Origin of the sequence: Streptomyces sp. NPDC013157, assembly GCF_042899865.1 — a bacterium.
Taxonomy (GTDB): Bacteria; Actinomycetota; Actinomycetes; order Streptomycetales; family Streptomycetaceae; genus Streptomyces.
Genome location: NZ_JBIBAK010000020.1, coordinates 133,046 through 149,189, shown reverse-complemented (window position 1 = coordinate 149,189; position 16,144 = coordinate 133,046). Strand labels below are relative to the sequence as shown.

At 72.6% G+C, this 16,144-nt stretch carries 21 protein-coding genes; 13 read left to right on the top strand and 8 right to left on the bottom strand.

What is annotated here, in order from left to right:
* Window positions 1-6 precede the first annotated feature (6 nt).
* On the bottom strand, window positions 7-1,008 hold the full coding sequence (locus ACFY6U_RS43120; protein WP_390047336.1) for a YbhN family protein: 1,002 nt from the start codon (window positions 1,006-1,008) through the stop codon (window positions 7-9).
* A 200-nt stretch (window positions 1,009-1,208) separates the two neighbouring features.
* On the opposite strand from ACFY6U_RS43120, the gene ACFY6U_RS43115 reads away from it, so the two are divergent.
* Window positions 1,209-1,853, top strand: coding sequence for a DedA family protein (locus ACFY6U_RS43115; protein WP_390047334.1), 645 nt, complete (start codon window positions 1,209-1,211; stop codon window positions 1,851-1,853).
* Between the two features lie 94 nt (window positions 1,854-1,947).
* Here ACFY6U_RS43115 and ACFY6U_RS43110 read toward each other — a convergent pair whose 3' ends face one another.
* A complete protein-coding gene (locus tag ACFY6U_RS43110; RefSeq protein WP_390047332.1) occupies window positions 1,948-2,475 on the bottom strand; it encodes a gamma carbonic anhydrase family protein in 528 nt (175 codons plus the stop codon).
* Between the two features lie 110 nt (window positions 2,476-2,585).
* Here ACFY6U_RS43110 and ACFY6U_RS43105 point away from each other — a divergent pair, with 110 nt between their 5' ends.
* Window positions 2,586-3,350 (top strand): acyltransferase, encoded by a 765-nt coding sequence (locus ACFY6U_RS43105; protein WP_390047330.1) that lies wholly within the window; start codon window positions 2,586-2,588, stop codon window positions 3,348-3,350.
* A gap of 38 nt (window positions 3,351-3,388) precedes the next feature.
* On the opposite strand, the gene ACFY6U_RS43100 is transcribed toward ACFY6U_RS43105, so the two are convergent.
* Window positions 3,389-4,246, bottom strand: coding sequence for a DMT family transporter (locus ACFY6U_RS43100; protein WP_390047328.1), 858 nt, complete (start codon window positions 4,244-4,246; stop codon window positions 3,389-3,391).
* A gap of 127 nt (window positions 4,247-4,373) precedes the next feature.
* Between ACFY6U_RS43100 and ACFY6U_RS43095 the strand changes: the two genes are divergently transcribed.
* Together ACFY6U_RS43095 and ACFY6U_RS43090 are read left to right on the top strand one after the other, a co-directional pair.
* Complete coding sequence (locus ACFY6U_RS43095) at window positions 4,374-4,946, top strand: helix-turn-helix domain-containing protein (RefSeq protein ID WP_351494624.1); 573 nt, start codon at window positions 4,374-4,376, stop codon at window positions 4,944-4,946.
* 31 nt (window positions 4,947-4,977) lie between these two features.
* On the top strand, window positions 4,978-5,532 hold the full coding sequence (locus ACFY6U_RS43090) for a YbaK/EbsC family protein (RefSeq protein WP_390047326.1): 555 nt from the start codon (window positions 4,978-4,980) through the stop codon (window positions 5,530-5,532).
* Here the strand turns inward: ACFY6U_RS43090 and ACFY6U_RS43085 are convergent.
* The gene (locus ACFY6U_RS43085; RefSeq protein ID WP_390047324.1) at window positions 5,529-6,719 is read right to left on the bottom strand and encodes a cation diffusion facilitator family transporter; all 1,191 of its coding nucleotides are present in this window, start codon (window positions 6,717-6,719) and stop codon (window positions 5,529-5,531) included. The genes ACFY6U_RS43090 and ACFY6U_RS43085 overlap by 4 nt on opposite strands.
* A gap of 63 nt (window positions 6,720-6,782) precedes the next feature.
* Here ACFY6U_RS43085 and ACFY6U_RS43080 point away from each other — a divergent pair, with 63 nt between their 5' ends.
* Window positions 6,783-7,148, top strand: a complete 366-nt coding sequence (locus ACFY6U_RS43080) for a metalloregulator ArsR/SmtB family transcription factor (protein ID WP_351494594.1) — start codon at window positions 6,783-6,785, stop codon at window positions 7,146-7,148.
* On the opposite strand, the gene ACFY6U_RS43075 is transcribed toward ACFY6U_RS43080, so the two are convergent.
* Complete coding sequence (locus ACFY6U_RS43075; RefSeq protein ID WP_390047322.1) at window positions 7,129-7,434, bottom strand: MarR family transcriptional regulator; 306 nt, start codon at window positions 7,432-7,434, stop codon at window positions 7,129-7,131. The genes ACFY6U_RS43080 and ACFY6U_RS43075 overlap by 20 nt on opposite strands.
* Window positions 7,435-7,559: 125 nt before the next feature.
* On the opposite strand from ACFY6U_RS43075, the gene ACFY6U_RS43070 reads away from it, so the two are divergent.
* The gene (locus ACFY6U_RS43070; RefSeq protein ID WP_390047493.1) at window positions 7,560-8,045 is read left to right on the top strand and encodes a hypothetical protein; all 486 of its coding nucleotides are present in this window, start codon (window positions 7,560-7,562) and stop codon (window positions 8,043-8,045) included.
* Window positions 7,934-8,380, top strand: a complete 447-nt coding sequence (locus ACFY6U_RS43065; protein WP_390047479.1) for an MFS transporter — start codon at window positions 7,934-7,936, stop codon at window positions 8,378-8,380. The genes ACFY6U_RS43070 and ACFY6U_RS43065 overlap by 112 nt, the downstream gene beginning before the upstream one ends.
* A gap of 3 nt (window positions 8,381-8,383) precedes the next feature.
* Here ACFY6U_RS43065 and ACFY6U_RS43060 read toward each other — a convergent pair whose 3' ends face one another.
* The 3 genes from ACFY6U_RS43060 to ACFY6U_RS43050 form a co-directional block, all read right to left on the bottom strand.
* Entirely contained in the window at window positions 8,384-9,607 is a 1,224-nt protein-coding gene (locus tag ACFY6U_RS43060) for a 4-hydroxybenzoate 3-monooxygenase (protein ID WP_390047320.1), read from the bottom strand.
* Between the two features lie 74 nt (window positions 9,608-9,681).
* On the bottom strand, window positions 9,682-11,319 hold the full coding sequence (locus ACFY6U_RS43055; protein WP_390047318.1) for an APC family permease: 1,638 nt from the start codon (window positions 11,317-11,319) through the stop codon (window positions 9,682-9,684).
* A gap of 231 nt (window positions 11,320-11,550) precedes the next feature.
* Window positions 11,551-11,964, bottom strand: coding sequence for a CoA-binding protein (locus ACFY6U_RS43050; protein WP_390047316.1), 414 nt, complete (start codon window positions 11,962-11,964; stop codon window positions 11,551-11,553).
* Window positions 11,965-12,169: 205 nt separating this feature from the next.
* On the opposite strand from ACFY6U_RS43050, the gene ACFY6U_RS43045 reads away from it, so the two are divergent.
* The 6 genes from ACFY6U_RS43045 (at window position 12,170) to ACFY6U_RS43020 (ending at window position 16,028) form a co-directional block, all read left to right on the top strand.
* Window positions 12,170-12,901 carry a hypothetical protein gene (locus tag ACFY6U_RS43045; RefSeq protein WP_390047314.1) on the top strand — a complete coding sequence of 244 codons (732 nt, stop codon included), beginning with the start codon at window positions 12,170-12,172 and terminating at the stop codon, window positions 12,899-12,901.
* Entirely contained in the window at window positions 12,898-13,440 is a 543-nt protein-coding gene (locus ACFY6U_RS43040; protein WP_390047312.1) for a SixA phosphatase family protein, read from the top strand. Before ACFY6U_RS43045 ends, ACFY6U_RS43040 begins: the two co-directional genes overlap by 4 nt.
* A gap of 38 nt (window positions 13,441-13,478) precedes the next feature.
* Window positions 13,479-14,105, top strand: coding sequence for a YigZ family protein (locus ACFY6U_RS43035; protein ID WP_390047310.1), 627 nt, complete (start codon window positions 13,479-13,481; stop codon window positions 14,103-14,105).
* A 101-nt stretch (window positions 14,106-14,206) separates the two neighbouring features.
* Complete coding sequence (locus ACFY6U_RS43030) at window positions 14,207-14,350, top strand: hypothetical protein (protein WP_390047308.1); 144 nt, start codon at window positions 14,207-14,209, stop codon at window positions 14,348-14,350.
* Complete coding sequence (locus tag ACFY6U_RS43025; protein ID WP_390047306.1) at window positions 14,347-15,273, top strand: PmoA family protein; 927 nt, start codon at window positions 14,347-14,349, stop codon at window positions 15,271-15,273. The genes ACFY6U_RS43030 and ACFY6U_RS43025 overlap by 4 nt, the downstream gene beginning before the upstream one ends.
* Complete coding sequence (locus tag ACFY6U_RS43020; RefSeq protein WP_390047304.1) at window positions 15,267-16,028, top strand: cupin; 762 nt, start codon at window positions 15,267-15,269, stop codon at window positions 16,026-16,028. Before ACFY6U_RS43025 ends, ACFY6U_RS43020 begins: the two co-directional genes overlap by 7 nt.
* Window positions 16,029-16,144: the final 116 nt, after the last annotated feature.

Genomic DNA, 16,144 nt, shown 5'->3' with positions numbered 1-16,144 from the left:
CTCGCCTCACAGCACCTTCGCGCGGATCATCGCCGACAGCACCAGGGCACCCGGCAGCAGCGGGATCCAGTCGGTGAGGACGCGGTAGCCGATCACGGTCGCGGTGGCCACCGCGACCGGGGAGCCGAACGCGACCAGCGTGATCACCAGCGCCGCGTCCACCGCCACCCCGCCGGGCACCGGAACGGCACCCCCCGCCGTGCCCGCCGCCAGGTACGCGAAGATCACGGTGCCCCACGACAGCCCCAGCCCGAGCGCCTCCCCGGTGCAGGCCAGCACGCACGCCTGCACCAGCGGCATCACGGTGGCCCCGCCCCACAGGGCCAGCACCCGGGAGGGCTGCGCATGGACCGTCCGGGCATCGGTGAGCGCCGAGCGCACCAGACCGGTGACCGGCCGCCGCAGCGGTCGTACGACGGCCGTCGCCACGCCCACCAGGGTGAGCACCGCGGCCACCGGGATCAGCACCACGCCGTCCGGGAGCAGCTCGCCCAGCCGCCGCCAGGCGGACGAGGAGAGCAGGAACACGATCAGCACGACCGTCTTCGCGCCTGACTTGGCCACCGAGTACAGCGCGATCGAGGAGGTGGCCCGCTCCACGGGAACGCCCCGGGTGCGCAGGAAACGCACGGTGACGGCGTGCGCGCCGAGCCCGGCGGGCAGCGCGTGGTTGGCGGCGCCGGCGGCGAACTGCGAGGCCAGCAGCAGCCCCGGCGGCAGCCGGTCGGGCACGGCGCCCTGCCGCATGCAGGCGGCCACCACCCAGGTCAGGCAGGTGAAACCGCCCGCGGCCAGCAGCCACGCCGGTTCGGCGCGGGCGAGCCGGGTGACGCCCTCGTACAGCAGTGACCGGTTGGTCAGCCCCCAGACCGCCGCGATGAGCAGCGGGGACAGACACAGGGCGAGCCGGAGCGGCCGGCCCGCCATCGAGGAGGGCGCCGGCAGCGGACGCACGGGCGCGTCGGGGCAGGGCGAGGACAGTGAGGACAGTGAGGACAGTGAGGACACGGGGACGTTGTCCTTCCACGGCGGGCCGGCGGTGGGGAGCCGCAGGCGAGCAGACGCCGGGGAGCCTTCCCGTCCCGTATGACACCCGGATGTCCGAAAACCGAAGGCAGGGGGGCGGGCCGGTGCCGCGGGCACGGTGGTACCCGGCCGACCCGGTAGCCTTCCTGGGGAAGGAGCACGCGACAGGGGAGGATCCGGCGGTGCACGTCCAGGAATGGCTCGACTCGGTGCCTGCGGTCGCCGTCTACGCCATGGTGGCGCTGGTGATCGGACTGGAGAGCCTGGGCATCCCGCTGCCCGGCGAGATCGTCCTGGTCTCCGCCGCACTGCTCTCCTCCCAGCACTCGGGCGTCAACCCGTTCGTCCTCGGCGCCTGCGCGACCGCGGGCGCGGTGATCGGCGACTCCATCGGCTACGCGATCGGCCGCAAGGGCGGCCGCCCGCTGCTGGCCTGGCTGGGGAAGAAGTTCCCGAGACACTTCAGCGAGGGCCATGTCGCCACCGCCGAGCGCTCCTTCGAGAAGTGGGGCATGTGGGCCGTCTTCGTCGGCCGCTTCATCGCCCTCCTCCGCATCTTCGCGGGCCCCCTGGCCGGCGTCCTGCAGATGCCGTACTGGAAGTTCCTCACCGCCAACCTCCTCGGCGGCATCTGCTGGGCGGGCGGCACGACGGCGGTCGTCTACTACGTCGGCATCGTCGCGGAGGACTGGCTGAAGAGGTTCTCGTACGTGGGCCTGGCAGCGGCGGTCCTCTTCGGCCTGGCATCGATGCTGATCGTGCAGCGCCGGGCAAAGAAGGTCCAGGCCACCGAGAAGGAAGCCGAACCTGTGAGCGCCGGCGACTGAAGCGCCCCGACAGGGGCGCTGGGGGTACCCCCGGCCGAAGGCTGGGGGAGGAACTGCGCGACCAGCCCCCGCCCACCCGCACCCGCCGAACCAGCTACTCATGCACCCCGCGATGCGCCACAGCCAACTCCGCATAGAAGGTCCCGTTGAGGGTCACCCCCTCCCGCTCCTCCGCACTCAGCTCGCGCCGCACCTTCGCCGGCACCCCCGCCACCAACGACCCAGGCGGCACCACCATCCCCTGCGGCACCAGAGCCTGTGCCGCGACCAGCGACCCCGCCCCGATCACGGCCCCGTTCAGCACGGTCGCCCCCATCCCGATCAGGCAGTCGTCCTCCACGGTCGCCCCATGGACGACCGCGTTGTGTCCGATCGACACCCGCTCCCCGACACGCACCGGAAACCCCGGGTCCGCGTGCAAGGTCACATTGTCCTGGACGTTCGCCCGCGCCCCCACGGTGATCTTCTCCACGTCCCCCCGCACCACCGCCCCGTACCAGACACTCGCCCTGGCCTCGAGCGTCACGTCCCCGATCACCGAGGCGGTCGGCGCCACGAACACGTCGGCCTCGATCCTCGGCTCGCGCCCCCCGATCCCCACGATCAGCGCCCGCTGCGTCATCACCGTCTCCCATCGTCATCACCGTCCTCGGCAACCTAGCCCACCACCTGGGGCGAAGATCACAGCAGCCCACCCTCTATAAGTCGGCGCCCGCTGAGTAGCGTGACTGCGTGCCGAAGACCAAGAACACGTTCTCGTCCTGGCGCCGTCGCCTTGCCCAACGCGCAGTGCACGCGGCCTGGGCCTGGGTGCAGCGCACGGGATCCGTCAGCGCCGACCACCCGGGCCGCTTCCGGTTCGGCGCCCTCGGCGAAGCCACCCGCCTCGCCTTTCCGCTCGGCACGGTCTTCGGCGAACCGTGGATCCACCTCGGTTCGCACTGCATCGTCGGCGAACAGGTCACCCTCACCGCCGGCCTGATGCCCGACCTCGACCTCGGCCCCGATCCGATCCTCCGCATCGGCGACGGCGTCGTCCTCGGCCGCGGCAGTCACGTCATCGCGGACACGACGGTCACCATCGGCAGCGACTGCTACTTCGGCCCGTACGTCTACGTCACCTCCACCAACCACTCCTACGACGACCCGCACGAGCCCATCGGCCGCCAGTGGCCCCGCATGGAGCCCGTGGAGATCGGTCCGGGCTGCTGGATCGGCACCGGTGCGGTGATCCTGCCGGGCGCGCGGATCGGCCGGAACGTGGTGGTGGCCGCCGGTGCGGTGGTCCGGGGAACGGTGCCCGACCACGCCGTGGTGGCCGGCGCGCCCGCCCGGGTCGTACGCCGCTGGACGCCCGAGACCGGCTGGCAGCCGCCGCTGCGCACACCCGCGCCGGTGCCGATCCCGGCGGGCACCACGCCGGAGCAGCTGCGCGCGCTGGCGGAGCTGGACGAGGAGGACGTGGCGCGGCTCGCCGAGCTGGAGCCCGAGAGCTGAGCGGCGCCCGGCGCCCGGCCGGGGTGTCGGCCGCCGGTTCAGCCGGTGGCCAGCAGCAGCGTCCCCACCAGTGCCAGCCCGGCGCCCGCCGCCTGGATCGCGCGCAGCCGTTCGCTGAGGAAGCCGCGGGCCGCGAGCGCGGTGACCACCGGGTAGAGCGAGGCGAGCACCGCGGCGACGGTGACCGGGCCGTGCTGGGCGGCGACCGAGTACGTGCCGTTGGCCGCGACGTCCGCGAGTCCGACGAAGCCCAGCGCCGGGAGCGTGGACCAGGCGAAGCCGCCCTCCGGCAGCGCGGGTGCGCCCCGCCGCACGGACAGCCACAGGGCGGCGCCGCCCGTCGCGACGCTGGTCACCCGCTGTACGAAGAGGGCCAGGAAGAGGCCGGTGACCGTGGTGGACGCCTCCGTGATCAGCGCGAAGACCGTGCCGAAGCCACCGGCGGCGACAAGGGTGAGCAGGATCGTCCGGCGCTGCACGGGCGCGCCGCGCAGCTGCGGACCGCCGGCCAGGACGACCCCGGTGACGGCGACCGCGATGCCCGCGACCTGGAGCAGCCCCGGCCGCTCGCCGAGGAACAGCCCGACCCCGACCGGGACGGCGACGCTCAGGGTGGCCAGCGGGGAGACCACTCCCATCGGGCCGAGGGCGAGGGCCTCGTAGAAGGAGAAGAGCGCGACGGGTCCGACCAGGCCGGCCGCGAACGCGAACCAGAGCCGGGGCCCGGCCTCGCTCCAGCCGCCCGTGGCGACCACGATCACACCCAGGACGACCGCCGCCAGGCCCTGCGACGCGACGACGACCGTGAGCGCCGGGGCGCGTCGCGTGAGCAGCCCGCCGCCGAAGTCGGCCAGCCCCCACAGGAGACTGGTGGTCAGGGCGAAGAATGCTGTCACAGCCCGCCTCGCAGTACAGTTCGGTGAACGATCAGGTACACCCCATCGTAGTTCTGTCAGATGAACTGCGTCATTCAAAATATTGGACCATCATGCCCACCCCCATGCTCTCGACGACGGACGGAACGTGTCGGACCTCGACCTGCTGACCCAGTCCCTGGCCCGCAACGTGAAGCACTGGCGGGCGGTGCGCGGCTTCACCCTGGACGTGCTCGCGGCCCGGGCCGGGGTCAGCCGGGGCATGCTCATCCAGATCGAGCAGGCCCGCACCAACCCGAGCATCGGCACCGTCGTCAAGATCGGCGACGCGCTCGGCATCAGCATCACCACGCTGCTCGACTACGAGCAGGGCCCGAAGGTCCAGATCGTCCCCGTCGAGAAGGCCGTACGGCTGTGGCACACCGAGGCCGGCAGCTTCAACCGGCTGCTCGCCGGGACCGAGGCGCCCGGCCCGCTGGAGATGTGGGACTGGCGTCTGATGCCCGGCGAGAGCAGCCCGTCGGAGCCGCATCCGTCCGGCACGGTGGAGATCGTCCATGTCACCGCCGGTGAACTGACCCTCACCGTCGACGGGGTCGACTACCGCGTACCGACCGGCGCCAGCGCCTCCTTCGAGGCCAACACGGCCCATGTGTACGGCAACACCGGGGACGTGCCGATGGAGATGGTGATGACGGTCTCGGTGCCGCCCGTGCCCTGAGCCCGGCGGGCCGGGCTGTTAGCGTGCGGACATGCGCGCACCCATCGGAGACTTCGACACCGCCGTCCCCGCCCCCGACTGCCTCGACGAGCTGACCGCGCCGGTCGCCGACGCCGTACGCCACTGGACCGGCGCCGTGCCCGCCGACCGGATCGTCTACGTCGAGACCGACCCGCAGTGGGCGGACACCGCGGTCTTCGTCGAGCACTACGGGCGCGATCTGCTGGGTACGTCGGCCAACTGTGTGGTGGTGGCGGGCAGGCGCGGCGGCGAGACCACGCTTGCGGCCTGTCTGGTGCTGTCCACGACCAAGGTGGACGTCAACGGCGTGGTGCGCCGCCAACTCGGCGCCCGCAAGGCCTCGTTCGCCTCGACGGACACCGCGACCGGCGCGACCGGCATGGAGTACGGCGGTATCACCCCGATCGGACTCCCGCGCGACTGGCCTCTGCTGGTGGACCCGGCCGTGGTCGACCTGCCCTACGTCCTGGTCGGCAGCGGACGCCGGCGCGGCAAACTCCTCGTCCCCGGCAAGGCGTTCGCAGAGCTGCCGGGTGCGGTGGTGCTGGCGGGGCTGGGCGTCTAGGAGGCGGCGTGCGCGTGGTGCGCCAGCGCCAGGTGAGGGTCCGCCTGGCCCGGCGCCGGTGCCGGATCCGCGTGCACCAGGGCCGCCGTCAGCCGCGGTACGGCGTGCAGCAGAGCGTGTTCCGCCGCGACGGCGATCGCGTGCGCCTGGCGTACCGTCGCCTCGCCGTCGACCACGACGGCCACCTCGGCGCGCAGCCGGTGCCCGATCCACCGCAGCCGCAGCTCACCCACCGCCCGCACCCCGGGCACCTCCCGCAGCGCCCGCTCGGCCCGGTCGGTCAGCTCCGGGTCCACCGCGTCCATCACACGCCGGAACACCTCGCGCGACGCGTCCCGCAAGACCAGCGCGATCGCCGCGGTGATCGCCAACCCCACCAGCGGATCGGCGAGTTGCCAGCCGAGGGCGGCGCCGCCTGCCCCCAGCAGCACGGCCAGTGAGGTGAAGCCGTCGGTTCGGGCGTGCAGCCCGTCGGCCACCAGCGCGGCCGAGCCGATCTCCCGGCCCACCCGGATCCGGTACCGGGCCACCCACTCGTTCCCGGCGAACCCGACGAGGGCGGCCACCGCGACGGCCGTCAGGTGCGTGACCGGACGCGGATCCAGCAGCCGTTCGACGGCCGTCCACGCGGCGAAGACGGCCGACCCGGTGATCGTCAGCACGATCGCGATCCCCGCGAGGTCCTCGGCCCGTCCGTAGCCGTAGGTGAAGCGGCGGTTCGCCGCCCGGCGCCCGAGCACGAAGGCGATGCCCAGCGGTACGGCGGTCAGCGCGTCCGCCGCGTTGTGCACCGTGTCCCCGAGCAGGGCGACGGAGCCGGACAGGACCACGACGACCGCCTGCACGAGCGCGGTCGCGCCGAGCACGGCCAGCGAGACCCAGAGTGCGCGCATGCCACGCGCCGAGGACTCCAGTGCGGGGTCGAGCTTGTCGGCCGTCTCGTGGGAGTGCGGCGTCAGGAGATGGGTGAGGCGGTGCCGGAGGCCGCCGGAAGGGGAGTGGCGGGAGTGGGAGTGGCCGTGCTGATGGCCGCGGTCGTGGTCATGGCTGTGGGCGGGGTCGCCGTGCCGGCCGTGCGCGTGGTCGTGGGGGCGGCGGTCGTCGGTGTGCGCGTGGTCGTGGGGGTGGTGGCGCTCGTCCGCGTGTGCGTGTGCGTGTGCGTGCTCGTGATGGTGCCGGTCGCTCATGCGGCTCCCCTCTCCGGTGCGCGGGACGTGGACACGGGACGTCCACGACGCCATTATGTGCGTATGAGCGCACGCTTGCACCTATCACCTGCGCATCATGCGCACCCGCGCACCCCGGGCGAGGAGCAGTTCGCACTGGCCGCCGAACTCCTCGCGCTGCTCGGCGACCGCACCCGGCTCACCCTGCTGCACGCCCTGACCGCCGGAGAGGCCGACGTCAGCACGCTCACCGAGGTCTGCGGCGCCGCCCGTCCCGCCGTCAGTCAGCATCTGGCCCGGCTGCGGCTCGCCGGTCTGGTGGGAACGCGCAAGGAGGGGCGGCGGGTGGTGTACTCGTTGCGCCACGGTCATCTGCGGCGGCTGGTCGAGGAGGCGCTGAAGGTGGCGGACCACCGCCTGACCGAGACCGCTACCGCACCAGACGGTTGAGCTTCTCCAGCAGGGCGAGCACGGTCTCCGGATCGCTGGTCGCGGCCGCCAGCGCCGGGCCGACGGGCGCTTCCTGTACCGCCTTCACGCGGGCGGACGGCTCGGCGGCCGGGCTCAGCAGCGTACGCCGGCCGTCGCGCGGGTCGGGTTCTGTCGTGACCGCCTCGGCGCTGCGCAGCCGGGCCACGCAGTTGGAGACCTGGCTCTGGGCCAGGCCGGTGCGCTTGGCGATCTCGGTGACCGTGGTCCGGGGGTGGTCCCGCAGGTCGGCGGCGACGATCAGCACCGTGCCCGTGCTGGTGGGGTGTTCGCCGATGCCGTCGGTGGGGACGGCGGACTGTCGGCTGGCGCTGGGTCTTCTTCGTCAACGTCCCGATCGGCCTGCTGGTCCTCGCCCTGACCTTCCTCCTCGTGCCCGACCTGCGCACCGGCCGCACCCACCGGCTCGACCTGCCCGGTGCCCTGCTCTCCACCGCCGCGCTGACCTGCGTGACCTTCGCTCTGATGGAAGGCGACCGGTACTCCTGGAACGCCGGGATCCTCGCGCTCGGCGCCGCCGGCCTCGCCCTCGCCGCGCTGTTCCTGCGCCAGCAGGCGCGCCGTCAGGGGGCCGAACCGCTGGTGCCCTTCCGCCTCTTCGCCGACCGCGGCTTCACCGTGATGACCGCGCTGGTCGGCGCGATCGGCGCCGCCCTGATCGCCGCCGTGCTGCCGTTCGGCCTCCACTTCCAGCAGCAGCTCGGCTTCAGCGCGTGCACGCCGGGCTCGCCCTGGCGCCCTCCCCGCTGGTCTCCCTCCTCGTCTCCCCGTTCGCCGGACGCCTCAGCGACCGGATCGGCGGCCGCCGGGTGCTGCTCGCCGGACTGGTGTCCTTCTGCGCGGGGCTGTCCGCGGTGATCCTGCTCGCGCAGGGCTCGGCCACGGCAGCGGTCTTCGCCGTGCCGCTGATGTTCATGGGGCTCGGCACCGGCTGCATGATCGCCCCGCTCTCCACCGAGGCGATGCGGCACGTGCCCGCGCCGCTGGCCGGAGCCGCCTCCGGGGTCAACAACACGGCCCGGCAGCTCGGTTCGGTCCTGGGCTCGGCCGCCGCCAGCGCCCTGATGGCCGCGGGGGCCACGCCCCTGGCCGGCGTCCACCTGGCCATGGCCCTCGCGGTCGTCCTGCTCGCCCTCGCCGGTACGGCGCTGTTCACGACCCGCACCGGGAACCCGGCGGCCGTCCCCGCGTAGTGCTCAGAAGGAGGCTGCCGAACCGAGGTACTGCTCGGCGAAGGCCGTCGCCGCCGCACGCGAGGTGAACAGCCTGCGCAGCCGGGCCAGGCTGGTGCCCGCGAGGAACGGATCGCCGGAGGCCGTGCCGTGGTAGATGCCGGACAGGAACTGCGAGAACTCCTGGTAGTCCCAGACCCGGCGCAGGCAGGCGTGGGAGTAGCCCTCCAGACCACTGTCGTCGCCCTTGGTGACCTGTGCGGCGAGCGCGTCGCCCAGCAGGAAGGCGTCGTGCAGGGCGAGGTTCATGCCCTTGGCGGCGATCGGCGCGGTGAGGTGCCCGGCGTCACCGGCCAGGAAGAGGCGGCCGAACGCCATCGGTTCCACCACGTAGTCGTGCATGTCCAGCACGCGCTTCTCGATCAGCGGCCCCTCGGTGAGCGGCGGCGCCCCGGCCGCGCCGAGCCGCTCGCGCAGTTCGTCCCAGACCCGGTCGTGCGACCAGTTCTCCGGATCGTCGCCCGGCGGGCACTGCAGGTAGTAGCGGGTGACCTCGGGGCTGCGCGCCATGTGCCCGGCGAAACCGTTCGGATGGACGCCGAACACCACGCAGTCCGACGACGGCGGCGCCTCGGCGAGCAGCGCCAGCCAGGCTATGCCGTAGTCCTGCCGGGCGACCCGCACCCGCCCCCGCGGTATCGCGTCCCGGGTCACCCCGCGCGCCCCGTCGCAGCCCGCCACGAACTCGCAGCGCAGAAGGTGCCGTTCGCCGGTCGCCGGGTCGAGGTACGACACGGCGGGCCGGTCCGACTCCAGGTCGTGCAGCGCGACGTCGCGCACCCCGAACCTGATGTCCCCGCCGCGCACGTCGGCGTACTCCCGGACCAGGTCCGTCACCAGCAGCGGCTGCGGATAGACGTAATGGTGCCGGTCCGTCAGCTCGCTGTAGTCGAACCGGAACCGGTCGCCGCCGAACCGGAACTCGCACGCGCTGTGCACCTGCGCCCGGGCCGCCAGGCCGTCGCCCAGGCCGCGTTGCCGGAGCCCGTGCACCGCCCATTCCTCGATGACCCCGGCCCGCGGCCGGGTCTCGATGGACTGTCTGCTCCCGGTCTCCAGGACCACGCAGTCGACGTCGGCGGCCCGCAGGATGTTCCCGACGGTCAGCCCGGCGGGGCCGGCGCCCACGACGACGACCGTACGGCGTTCTTCGGAGGGGGAGTTGTGGTGGGGGGAGGGGTGAGTCACCCCCGCATTATGACGGTGTCCCGTCAGCCACGGCAGTGCCGCCGTGGCTGACGGGACGTAGGCGAGGAGGGGGGTCAGTGCGCGGGGGCGTCCGTGACCACGACCTCGTCGATGCTGCGCTCGATGTCCTCGGCCGTGGAGGCGGTCGCCTTGGCCCAGTAGTAGATGCCGATCGAGAAGGCGGCGATGACCAGGATGTCCCACCACAGCGCGATGTTGTTCTGGCCGCCGAAGCTGCCCTGCCAGGAGATCAGGCCCATGCCGATCAGGTAGACCGGCAGCCACTGCGCGGCCCGGAAGTCCAGCCGGGGCGCGTCCGGCAGGTTCCTGCTGTGGGCGTAGAAGGCGTAGCCGCCGAGCAGCAGGTAGCCGAGGATGATCGCGAGGCCGAGCCGCCACAGGATGTCCCAGCCGGACCAGTAGATGATCAGGTTGGCGACCACGAACGACAGCGGGGAGATCAGCTTGCCGAACGGCAGCCGGTACGGGCGCTCGCGCTGCGGCAGCTTGTCGGTGAAGACGCCGTACGCCAGCGGGGCACCGGCGTACATCAGCACGCTCGCCGAGGTGATGAAGCCGACCAGCTGCTGCCAGCTCGGGAACGGCAGGAAGCAGATCACACCGGTCACGAAGGACATGATGAGGCCGAACCACGGCACACCGCGGGAGTCGGTCCGGGTGAAGAGCTTCGGCGCGTAGCCGTTCTTCGCCAGGCCGTAGGAGACGCGGGAGGTGGCGGTGGTGTAGATCAGGCCGGTGCCACCGGGGGAGATGATCGCGTCCAGATAGAGGACCCAGGCCAGCCAGCCGAGGCCCACCAGGGTGGCGAGGCCGGCCCACGGGCCGCTGATGCCCGCGTACGCGAGGTGGCCCCAGCCGTGCGCGAAGGTGCTGTGCGGCAGCGCGGCGATGAACACGACCTGGAGCAGGACGTAGATCACGGCACCGATCGCGACCGAGCCGAGCGTGGCGCGGGGCAGGTCCTTCTTCGGGTTGCGGCTCTCGCCGGCCAACTGGATGGCCTGCTCGAAGCCGAGCAGCGCGAAGATGATGCCGCTGGTGCTGATCGCGGTCAGGACACCCTTGGCGCCGAAGGGCGCGAAGCCCTCCGAGTGGAAGTTGCCCGGGTGGAAGTTGCCGATCGCGATGATGAAGATCGCGGCCAGTGGCACGGCGATCTTCCACCAGGTCGCGGCGCTGTTGGTGTGCGCGAGCACCCGGACGCCGAAGAAGTTGACGCCGACGAACAGGGCCATGAGCACGACCGCAGCCAGCAGGCCGCTCGCGGTCAGGGTGCCGTCGGCGTGCTGGAGGTGCTGGGCCCACTTCCAGTGACCGGCGTAACCGATCATGGCTTCGACCTCGATCGGGGCCACGGTCGCGGCCTGCAGCCAGGAGAACCAGCCGAAGGACATGCCGGCCAGGCCGCCGAACGCGTAGTGCGGGTAGCGGGCCGTGCCGCCCGCCACCGGGAACATGCCGCCGAGCTCGGCGTGCACCAGTGCCAGGAGCACGATCGCGATCGCGCCGATCACCCACGAGATGATCGCCGCGGGGCCGGCCACGCCGACCGCCTTCTCGGCGCCGTACAGCCATCCGGAGCCGATGATCGAGCCCACAGAGGCCCACATCAGGCCGATCAGGCCGACGTCCCGCCTCAGACCGCCCGAAGGTGTGATGTCCTCCGTGGCGGCTTTCTCGACACTCACCATGTCAAGTGGCCTCTCAGTTTCTGAACGCAGATTTAACGAGCAAGAGGCCACAACGTAAGGGTCCGTTCCGTGCGGACAGAAGAGTGTTGCCAAAGATTTGACCCTCGATCTTTCCTGTCTTGGCCAAAGCTTTTGCACAGGTCAGTGAGGGTCACGGAATGTCCGTATTCAGTTGTGCTCAGTGAGAAGAGGGTAAGACAGGCCCAAGCTCAGATCTTCCTCAAATCCGGTTCAGTTCTGGCCCAGGCGAGGTATTTCGATGGCCGGGCAGTGGTCCATGACCATGTCCAGACCCGCGGCCCGTACCCGCTCGTACGCCGCCTCGTCGACCACCCCGAGCTGGAACCAGACCGCCTTCGCGCCCTTCGCCAGCGCCTCGTCCGCGACGGCACCGGCCAGCTCGCTGTTGACGAAGACGTCGACGACGTCGACCTCGAAGGGGATCTCCGAGAGGGACGCGTAGCCCTGCTCGCCGTGCACCGTCTCCGCCTTGGGGTGGACCGGCACGATCCGCTTGCCGAACCGCTGCAGCACCTGGGCCACCCCGTACGCCGCCCGTCCCCGGTTGGATGACAGACCGACCACCGCCCAGGTGTCACCCGTCCCGGTCAGAATCCTGCGGATCGTCGCTTCGTCGCCGTACACCGTCGGCCTCCTCGGCTCGGGGAACATTCGCCGTGGCCAACAGCGGCCGCCGGACCCTGATTCCCTGGCCCGCAGCGGGTCCCCGCAGTACCGTCGGGACAGTCCGCGCGGCAGGGGGTGTCGCATGTCCCGCATGTCCCGCCACGGTGACCTGAATCGTCGCAAGGTGCCTGCGTGCGGCCCGCCGCCCGCCTACGCTCAGCCCGTGCTGCGCATCCTCGACGCCAAGTCCGGTGAGACCGTCCCCGCCGTCTCCGCCCGCCGTGCCCTGACCCGGGTGGAGGCACACGCCTCCGGGTACGACCTGACGGCGCTGCGGGTCCTGCTCACCACCGACCTCCTCCTGCGCGCGCTGGAACTCGGCGGCACCCCGGTCCTGCCCCTGCTCACCGCCGACCATCACCAGGCCGAGCTGCACGCCGCCGCCACCACCCTCGGTATCCGCCCCTTCGAGGACGGCCGCGACCTGTCGCCGGGACTGGGCGAGGCCCAGGTCGTCCACGTGACGGCCACGGGCGGCACCGTGCCCGGGTCCGGCGTGACCGTCGCCGTCGCCTCCGCAGGCGGCCCTGAGGCCGGTGTCCTCAACACGCTCGACGACCCCGCCGCACTGCGGCTCGCCCTCCTCGACGCCCCGCGCGGCACGGCCGTCCACCTCGGCGCCGGCGCCCTCGACGCGGCCGGGCGGCGGCTCGGCAGGCTGCGGCAATCGGTGGCGCACTGGGCGCGCAGCCCCTCGCGGCCGGTGCCCGAGAAGGTCCGGGGACGGCTTCGGGACGCCTGGGAGGACGACCTCGACGTGCCCGGGGTGCTGGGCGTGCTGCGCTGGATGGAGAACCAGCCCGAGATCCCGGACGGGGCCCGCTTCGAGACCTGCGCCTACGCCGACCGGCTGCTCGCCCTCGACCTCACCCGTGACCTCGGGCGGGCGGCGTGATCACCCGGGCGGGCGCGGGCCCGCTGCGCCGCCTGGTCGTGCTGCGGCATGCCAAGTCGGCCTGGCCCGAGGGCGTCCCGGACCGCCTGCGCCCGCTCGCGGACCGCGGCCGCCGCGACGCCCCCGCCGCCGGGCGTGTCCTCGCCGAGTCCGACTCCCTGCCCGACCTCGCGGTGTGCTCCACCGCGGTACGCGCCCGGCAGACCTGGGAGCTGGCCTCCGGTCAGTGGGGCACACCGCCGCCGGTCCGCTACGACGGGCGGGTGTACGCCGCCGACGTGCCCGACCTGCTCGCGGTCGTGCACGAGGTGCCCGCCGAGGTGGAGACGCTGCTGCTGGTGGGGCACAACCCCGGCCTGGAGGAACTCGTCCTCGACCTCGCGGGCGACGGTCTCGACGACACCCTGGAGCAGGTGCGCGAGAAGTTCCCGACGTCCGCGATCGCCGTGCTGGCCTGGCACGGCACGACGTGGGCGGCCCTCGCCCCGGGAACGGCCCTGCTGACGGAGGTGACGGTGGCCCGCGGGCGCAAGGAGTAGGGGAAGGGGCGGTACACGTGTCCGCATAGGCTGGGCGGATGCAGGACGAGTACCGCACAGTTGCCCGCGCGGGCACGCACGAGACCGAGGTCAACCGCTCCCGCTTCCTGTGCGCCCTCGCCCCGGCGGCCACCGAGCGGGAGGCCCAGGAATTCGTCGCCGCGGTCCGCAAGGAGCACGCCGACGCCACCCACAACTGCTGGGCCTACGTCATCGGCGCCGACGCCGCCACCCAGAAGGCCAGTGACGACGGCGAGCCCGGCGGCACCGCGGGCGTCCCCATGCTCCAGATGCTGCTGCGCCGCGACATGCGGTACGTCGTCGCCGTCGTCACCCGCTACTACGGTGGCGTCAAGCTCGGCGCCGGCGGCCTCATCCGCGCCTACGGCGGCGCGGTCGGCGAAGCCCTCGACACCCTCGGCACGCTCACCCGCCGCCGCTTCCGGCTGGCCACGGTGACCGTCGACCACCAGCGGGCCGGCAAGGTCCAGAACGACCTGCGCGCCACCGGCCGGGAGGTCCGCGACGTCCGCTACGGCGAGGCCGTCACCATCGAGATCGGCCTGCCGGACGCCGAGGTGGACACCTTCCGCGCCTGGCTCGCCGACGCTACGGCGGGCACGGCCACCCTCGAACTGGGCGGGGAGGCGTACGGGGATGCGTGACCCGCGCGGGGGGTTGTCCTGACATTCCTCCGGATCTAGGGTCCCTGCGAGGGCAAGCGCTTTCTCCGTGTCTTGGCCTCCGCCACCTCCAGGAGGACCGCATGCCCCCACGGCTCGACACCCCGTCCGACCACGTGATCACGGGCCGCCCCGTGCACGCGGGCGAGACCGGCCCCGGCGACCTCTGCTCCGCAGCCATGCACGGCGAGCACCCCCACTGGGCCCCCACCGAGGAGCGCGCATGAGCATCCGCGTCAGCCACGTCCACGGCGAGCACGTCGCGGTCGCGGCAGCCGACGGCACCGAGATCCTGCGGTACGTCTACCGCCCCGACCCCGAGGCGTACGAGGCGCGCAAGCCGTACGCCCACCCGGTGCGCACCCTCGCGGGCCGCACCGTCACCGGCTACCGGCCGAGCGACCACCGCTGGCACAAGGGCCTCCAGATGACGGCCAGTCATCTGTCCGGGCAGAACTTCTGGGGAGGCAACTCCTATGTCCGCGGGCAGGGTTACCAGGCGCTGCCCGAGCGGGTCGGCTCGATGCGGCACGACGGGTTCACCGAGTTCGCCGTCGCGGACGACCGGTTCGCCTGCACCGAGCGGCTGACCTGGGTGGAGAACGGCGGCGCCGAGTGGGCGCGGGAGGCGCGCGGGCTCACCGTCCACTCCGTCGACGAGCAGGCCGGCGCCTGGGCGCTCGACTGGACCATCCACCTCACCAACGTCCGCGACGAGCCCCTGACCTTCGGTTCCCCCACCACCGAAGGCCGCGAGGCGGCCGGGTACACCGGGCTCCAGTGGCGCGGCCCCCGTGACTTCACCGGCGGCACCGCGTTCGGCCCGGACTCCGTCACCGGCGCCGAGAAGCTGATGGGCACCCAGGGCCCCTGGCTCGCCTGCACCGCCGAGCACGACGAGGCGGACGGGCACTCCACCATCGTCTTCGCCCACGCGCCCGAGAACCTCGACGCCCGGACGGCGATCCACGAGTCGCACTGGTTCGTGCGCGCGGAACCGATCCCCACGGCCGCTTTCTCCTGGGCGTTCTTCGAGGAGTTCGCCCTGCCGCCGGGGGAGTCCTTCGCCTACCGCTACCGGATCGTCTTCGCCGACGGCGCCTGGGACGCCGACCGCGTCGCCGCACACCTGGCGGGACTGCCGTGGTGAACGCACCCGAGCCGACGCTCCCGCACCCGCTGCCCGGTGCCGTCGGACTGTCCCACCTGAGCGCCTACGACTGGGAGGCCGCCGACGGCGTCTGCGGCGGCAGCCCGCATCTGCACCTGGTGTGCACGGAGGCGTACGTCGTCACGGGCGGCCGGGGCGCCGTGCAGACGCTCAGCCCGGACGGCTACCGGGACATCCCGCTGGAGGCCGGATCCGTCGCCTGGTTCACCCCGGGCACCGTGCACCGCATGGTGCAGGGCGGTGACCTGCGCATCACCGTGCTGATGCAGAACAGCGGACTGCCGGAGGCCGGGGACGCCGTCTTCACCTTCCCGTCCGAGGTGCTCGCCGATCCCGAACGGTACGCAGCCGTGGCGACGTTGCCGCCGGGCACGGGAGCCGAGGCGGAGCAGGCCGCCCGCAGGCGCCGGGACCTCGCCGTCGAGGGCTACCTCGGTCTGCGCGAGGCGCTGGTCGCCGGCGACGACGGCCCGTACGCGGAGTTCCAGCGGGCCGCCGCCCGGCTGGTGCGCGAGAAGGTGCCGCGCTGGCGCGAGCTGTGGCGGGCCGGTGCGCTGGCCGCCGCCGAGCGCACGGGCGCCCAGCTGGACGCGCTGCTGGCCGGCGCGCCGTCCTACCTCGGCGAGGCTACCGCGTACGAGACCGCGCCCACCCGGCTCGGCGGCTTCGGGATGTGCGGACGCCGTGACGAGTACAACCTGCCGGGGACCACGCTTCCGTACGGCGGCGAATAGCAGAGGTTTCCCTCCGGCGCTCACGGCCGTCGGGCTGTGGCACGCGGGACGCCGACGACCGGCCGATGCCCTCGGAAGGTCAGGGAATGTGAGGTGTGTGGTGGGTCAGGGGGTGA

Coding starts and splice junctions, on each gene's coding strand:
- ACFY6U_RS43110 (WP_390047332.1), bottom strand. CDS start 2,475: ATGACGCAGCGGGCGCTGATCGTGGGGATCGGGGGGCGCGAGCCGAGG.
- ACFY6U_RS43090 (WP_390047326.1), top strand. CDS start 4,978: ATGCGCGCACCCATCGGAGACTTCGACACCGCCGTCCCCGCCCCCGAC.
- ACFY6U_RS43085 (WP_390047324.1), bottom strand. CDS start 6,719: ATGAGCGACCGGCACCATCACGAGCACGCACACGCACACGCACACGCG.
- ACFY6U_RS43080 (WP_351494594.1), top strand. CDS start 6,783: ATGAGCGCACGCTTGCACCTATCACCTGCGCATCATGCGCACCCGCGC.
- ACFY6U_RS43055 (WP_390047318.1), bottom strand. CDS start 11,319: ATGGTGAGTGTCGAGAAAGCCGCCACGGAGGACATCACACCTTCGGGC.
- ACFY6U_RS43035 (WP_390047310.1), top strand. CDS start 13,479: ATGCAGGACGAGTACCGCACAGTTGCCCGCGCGGGCACGCACGAGACC.
- ACFY6U_RS43030 (WP_390047308.1), top strand. CDS start 14,207: ATGCCCCCACGGCTCGACACCCCGTCCGACCACGTGATCACGGGCCGC.
- ACFY6U_RS43025 (WP_390047306.1), top strand. CDS start 14,347: ATGAGCATCCGCGTCAGCCACGTCCACGGCGAGCACGTCGCGGTCGCG.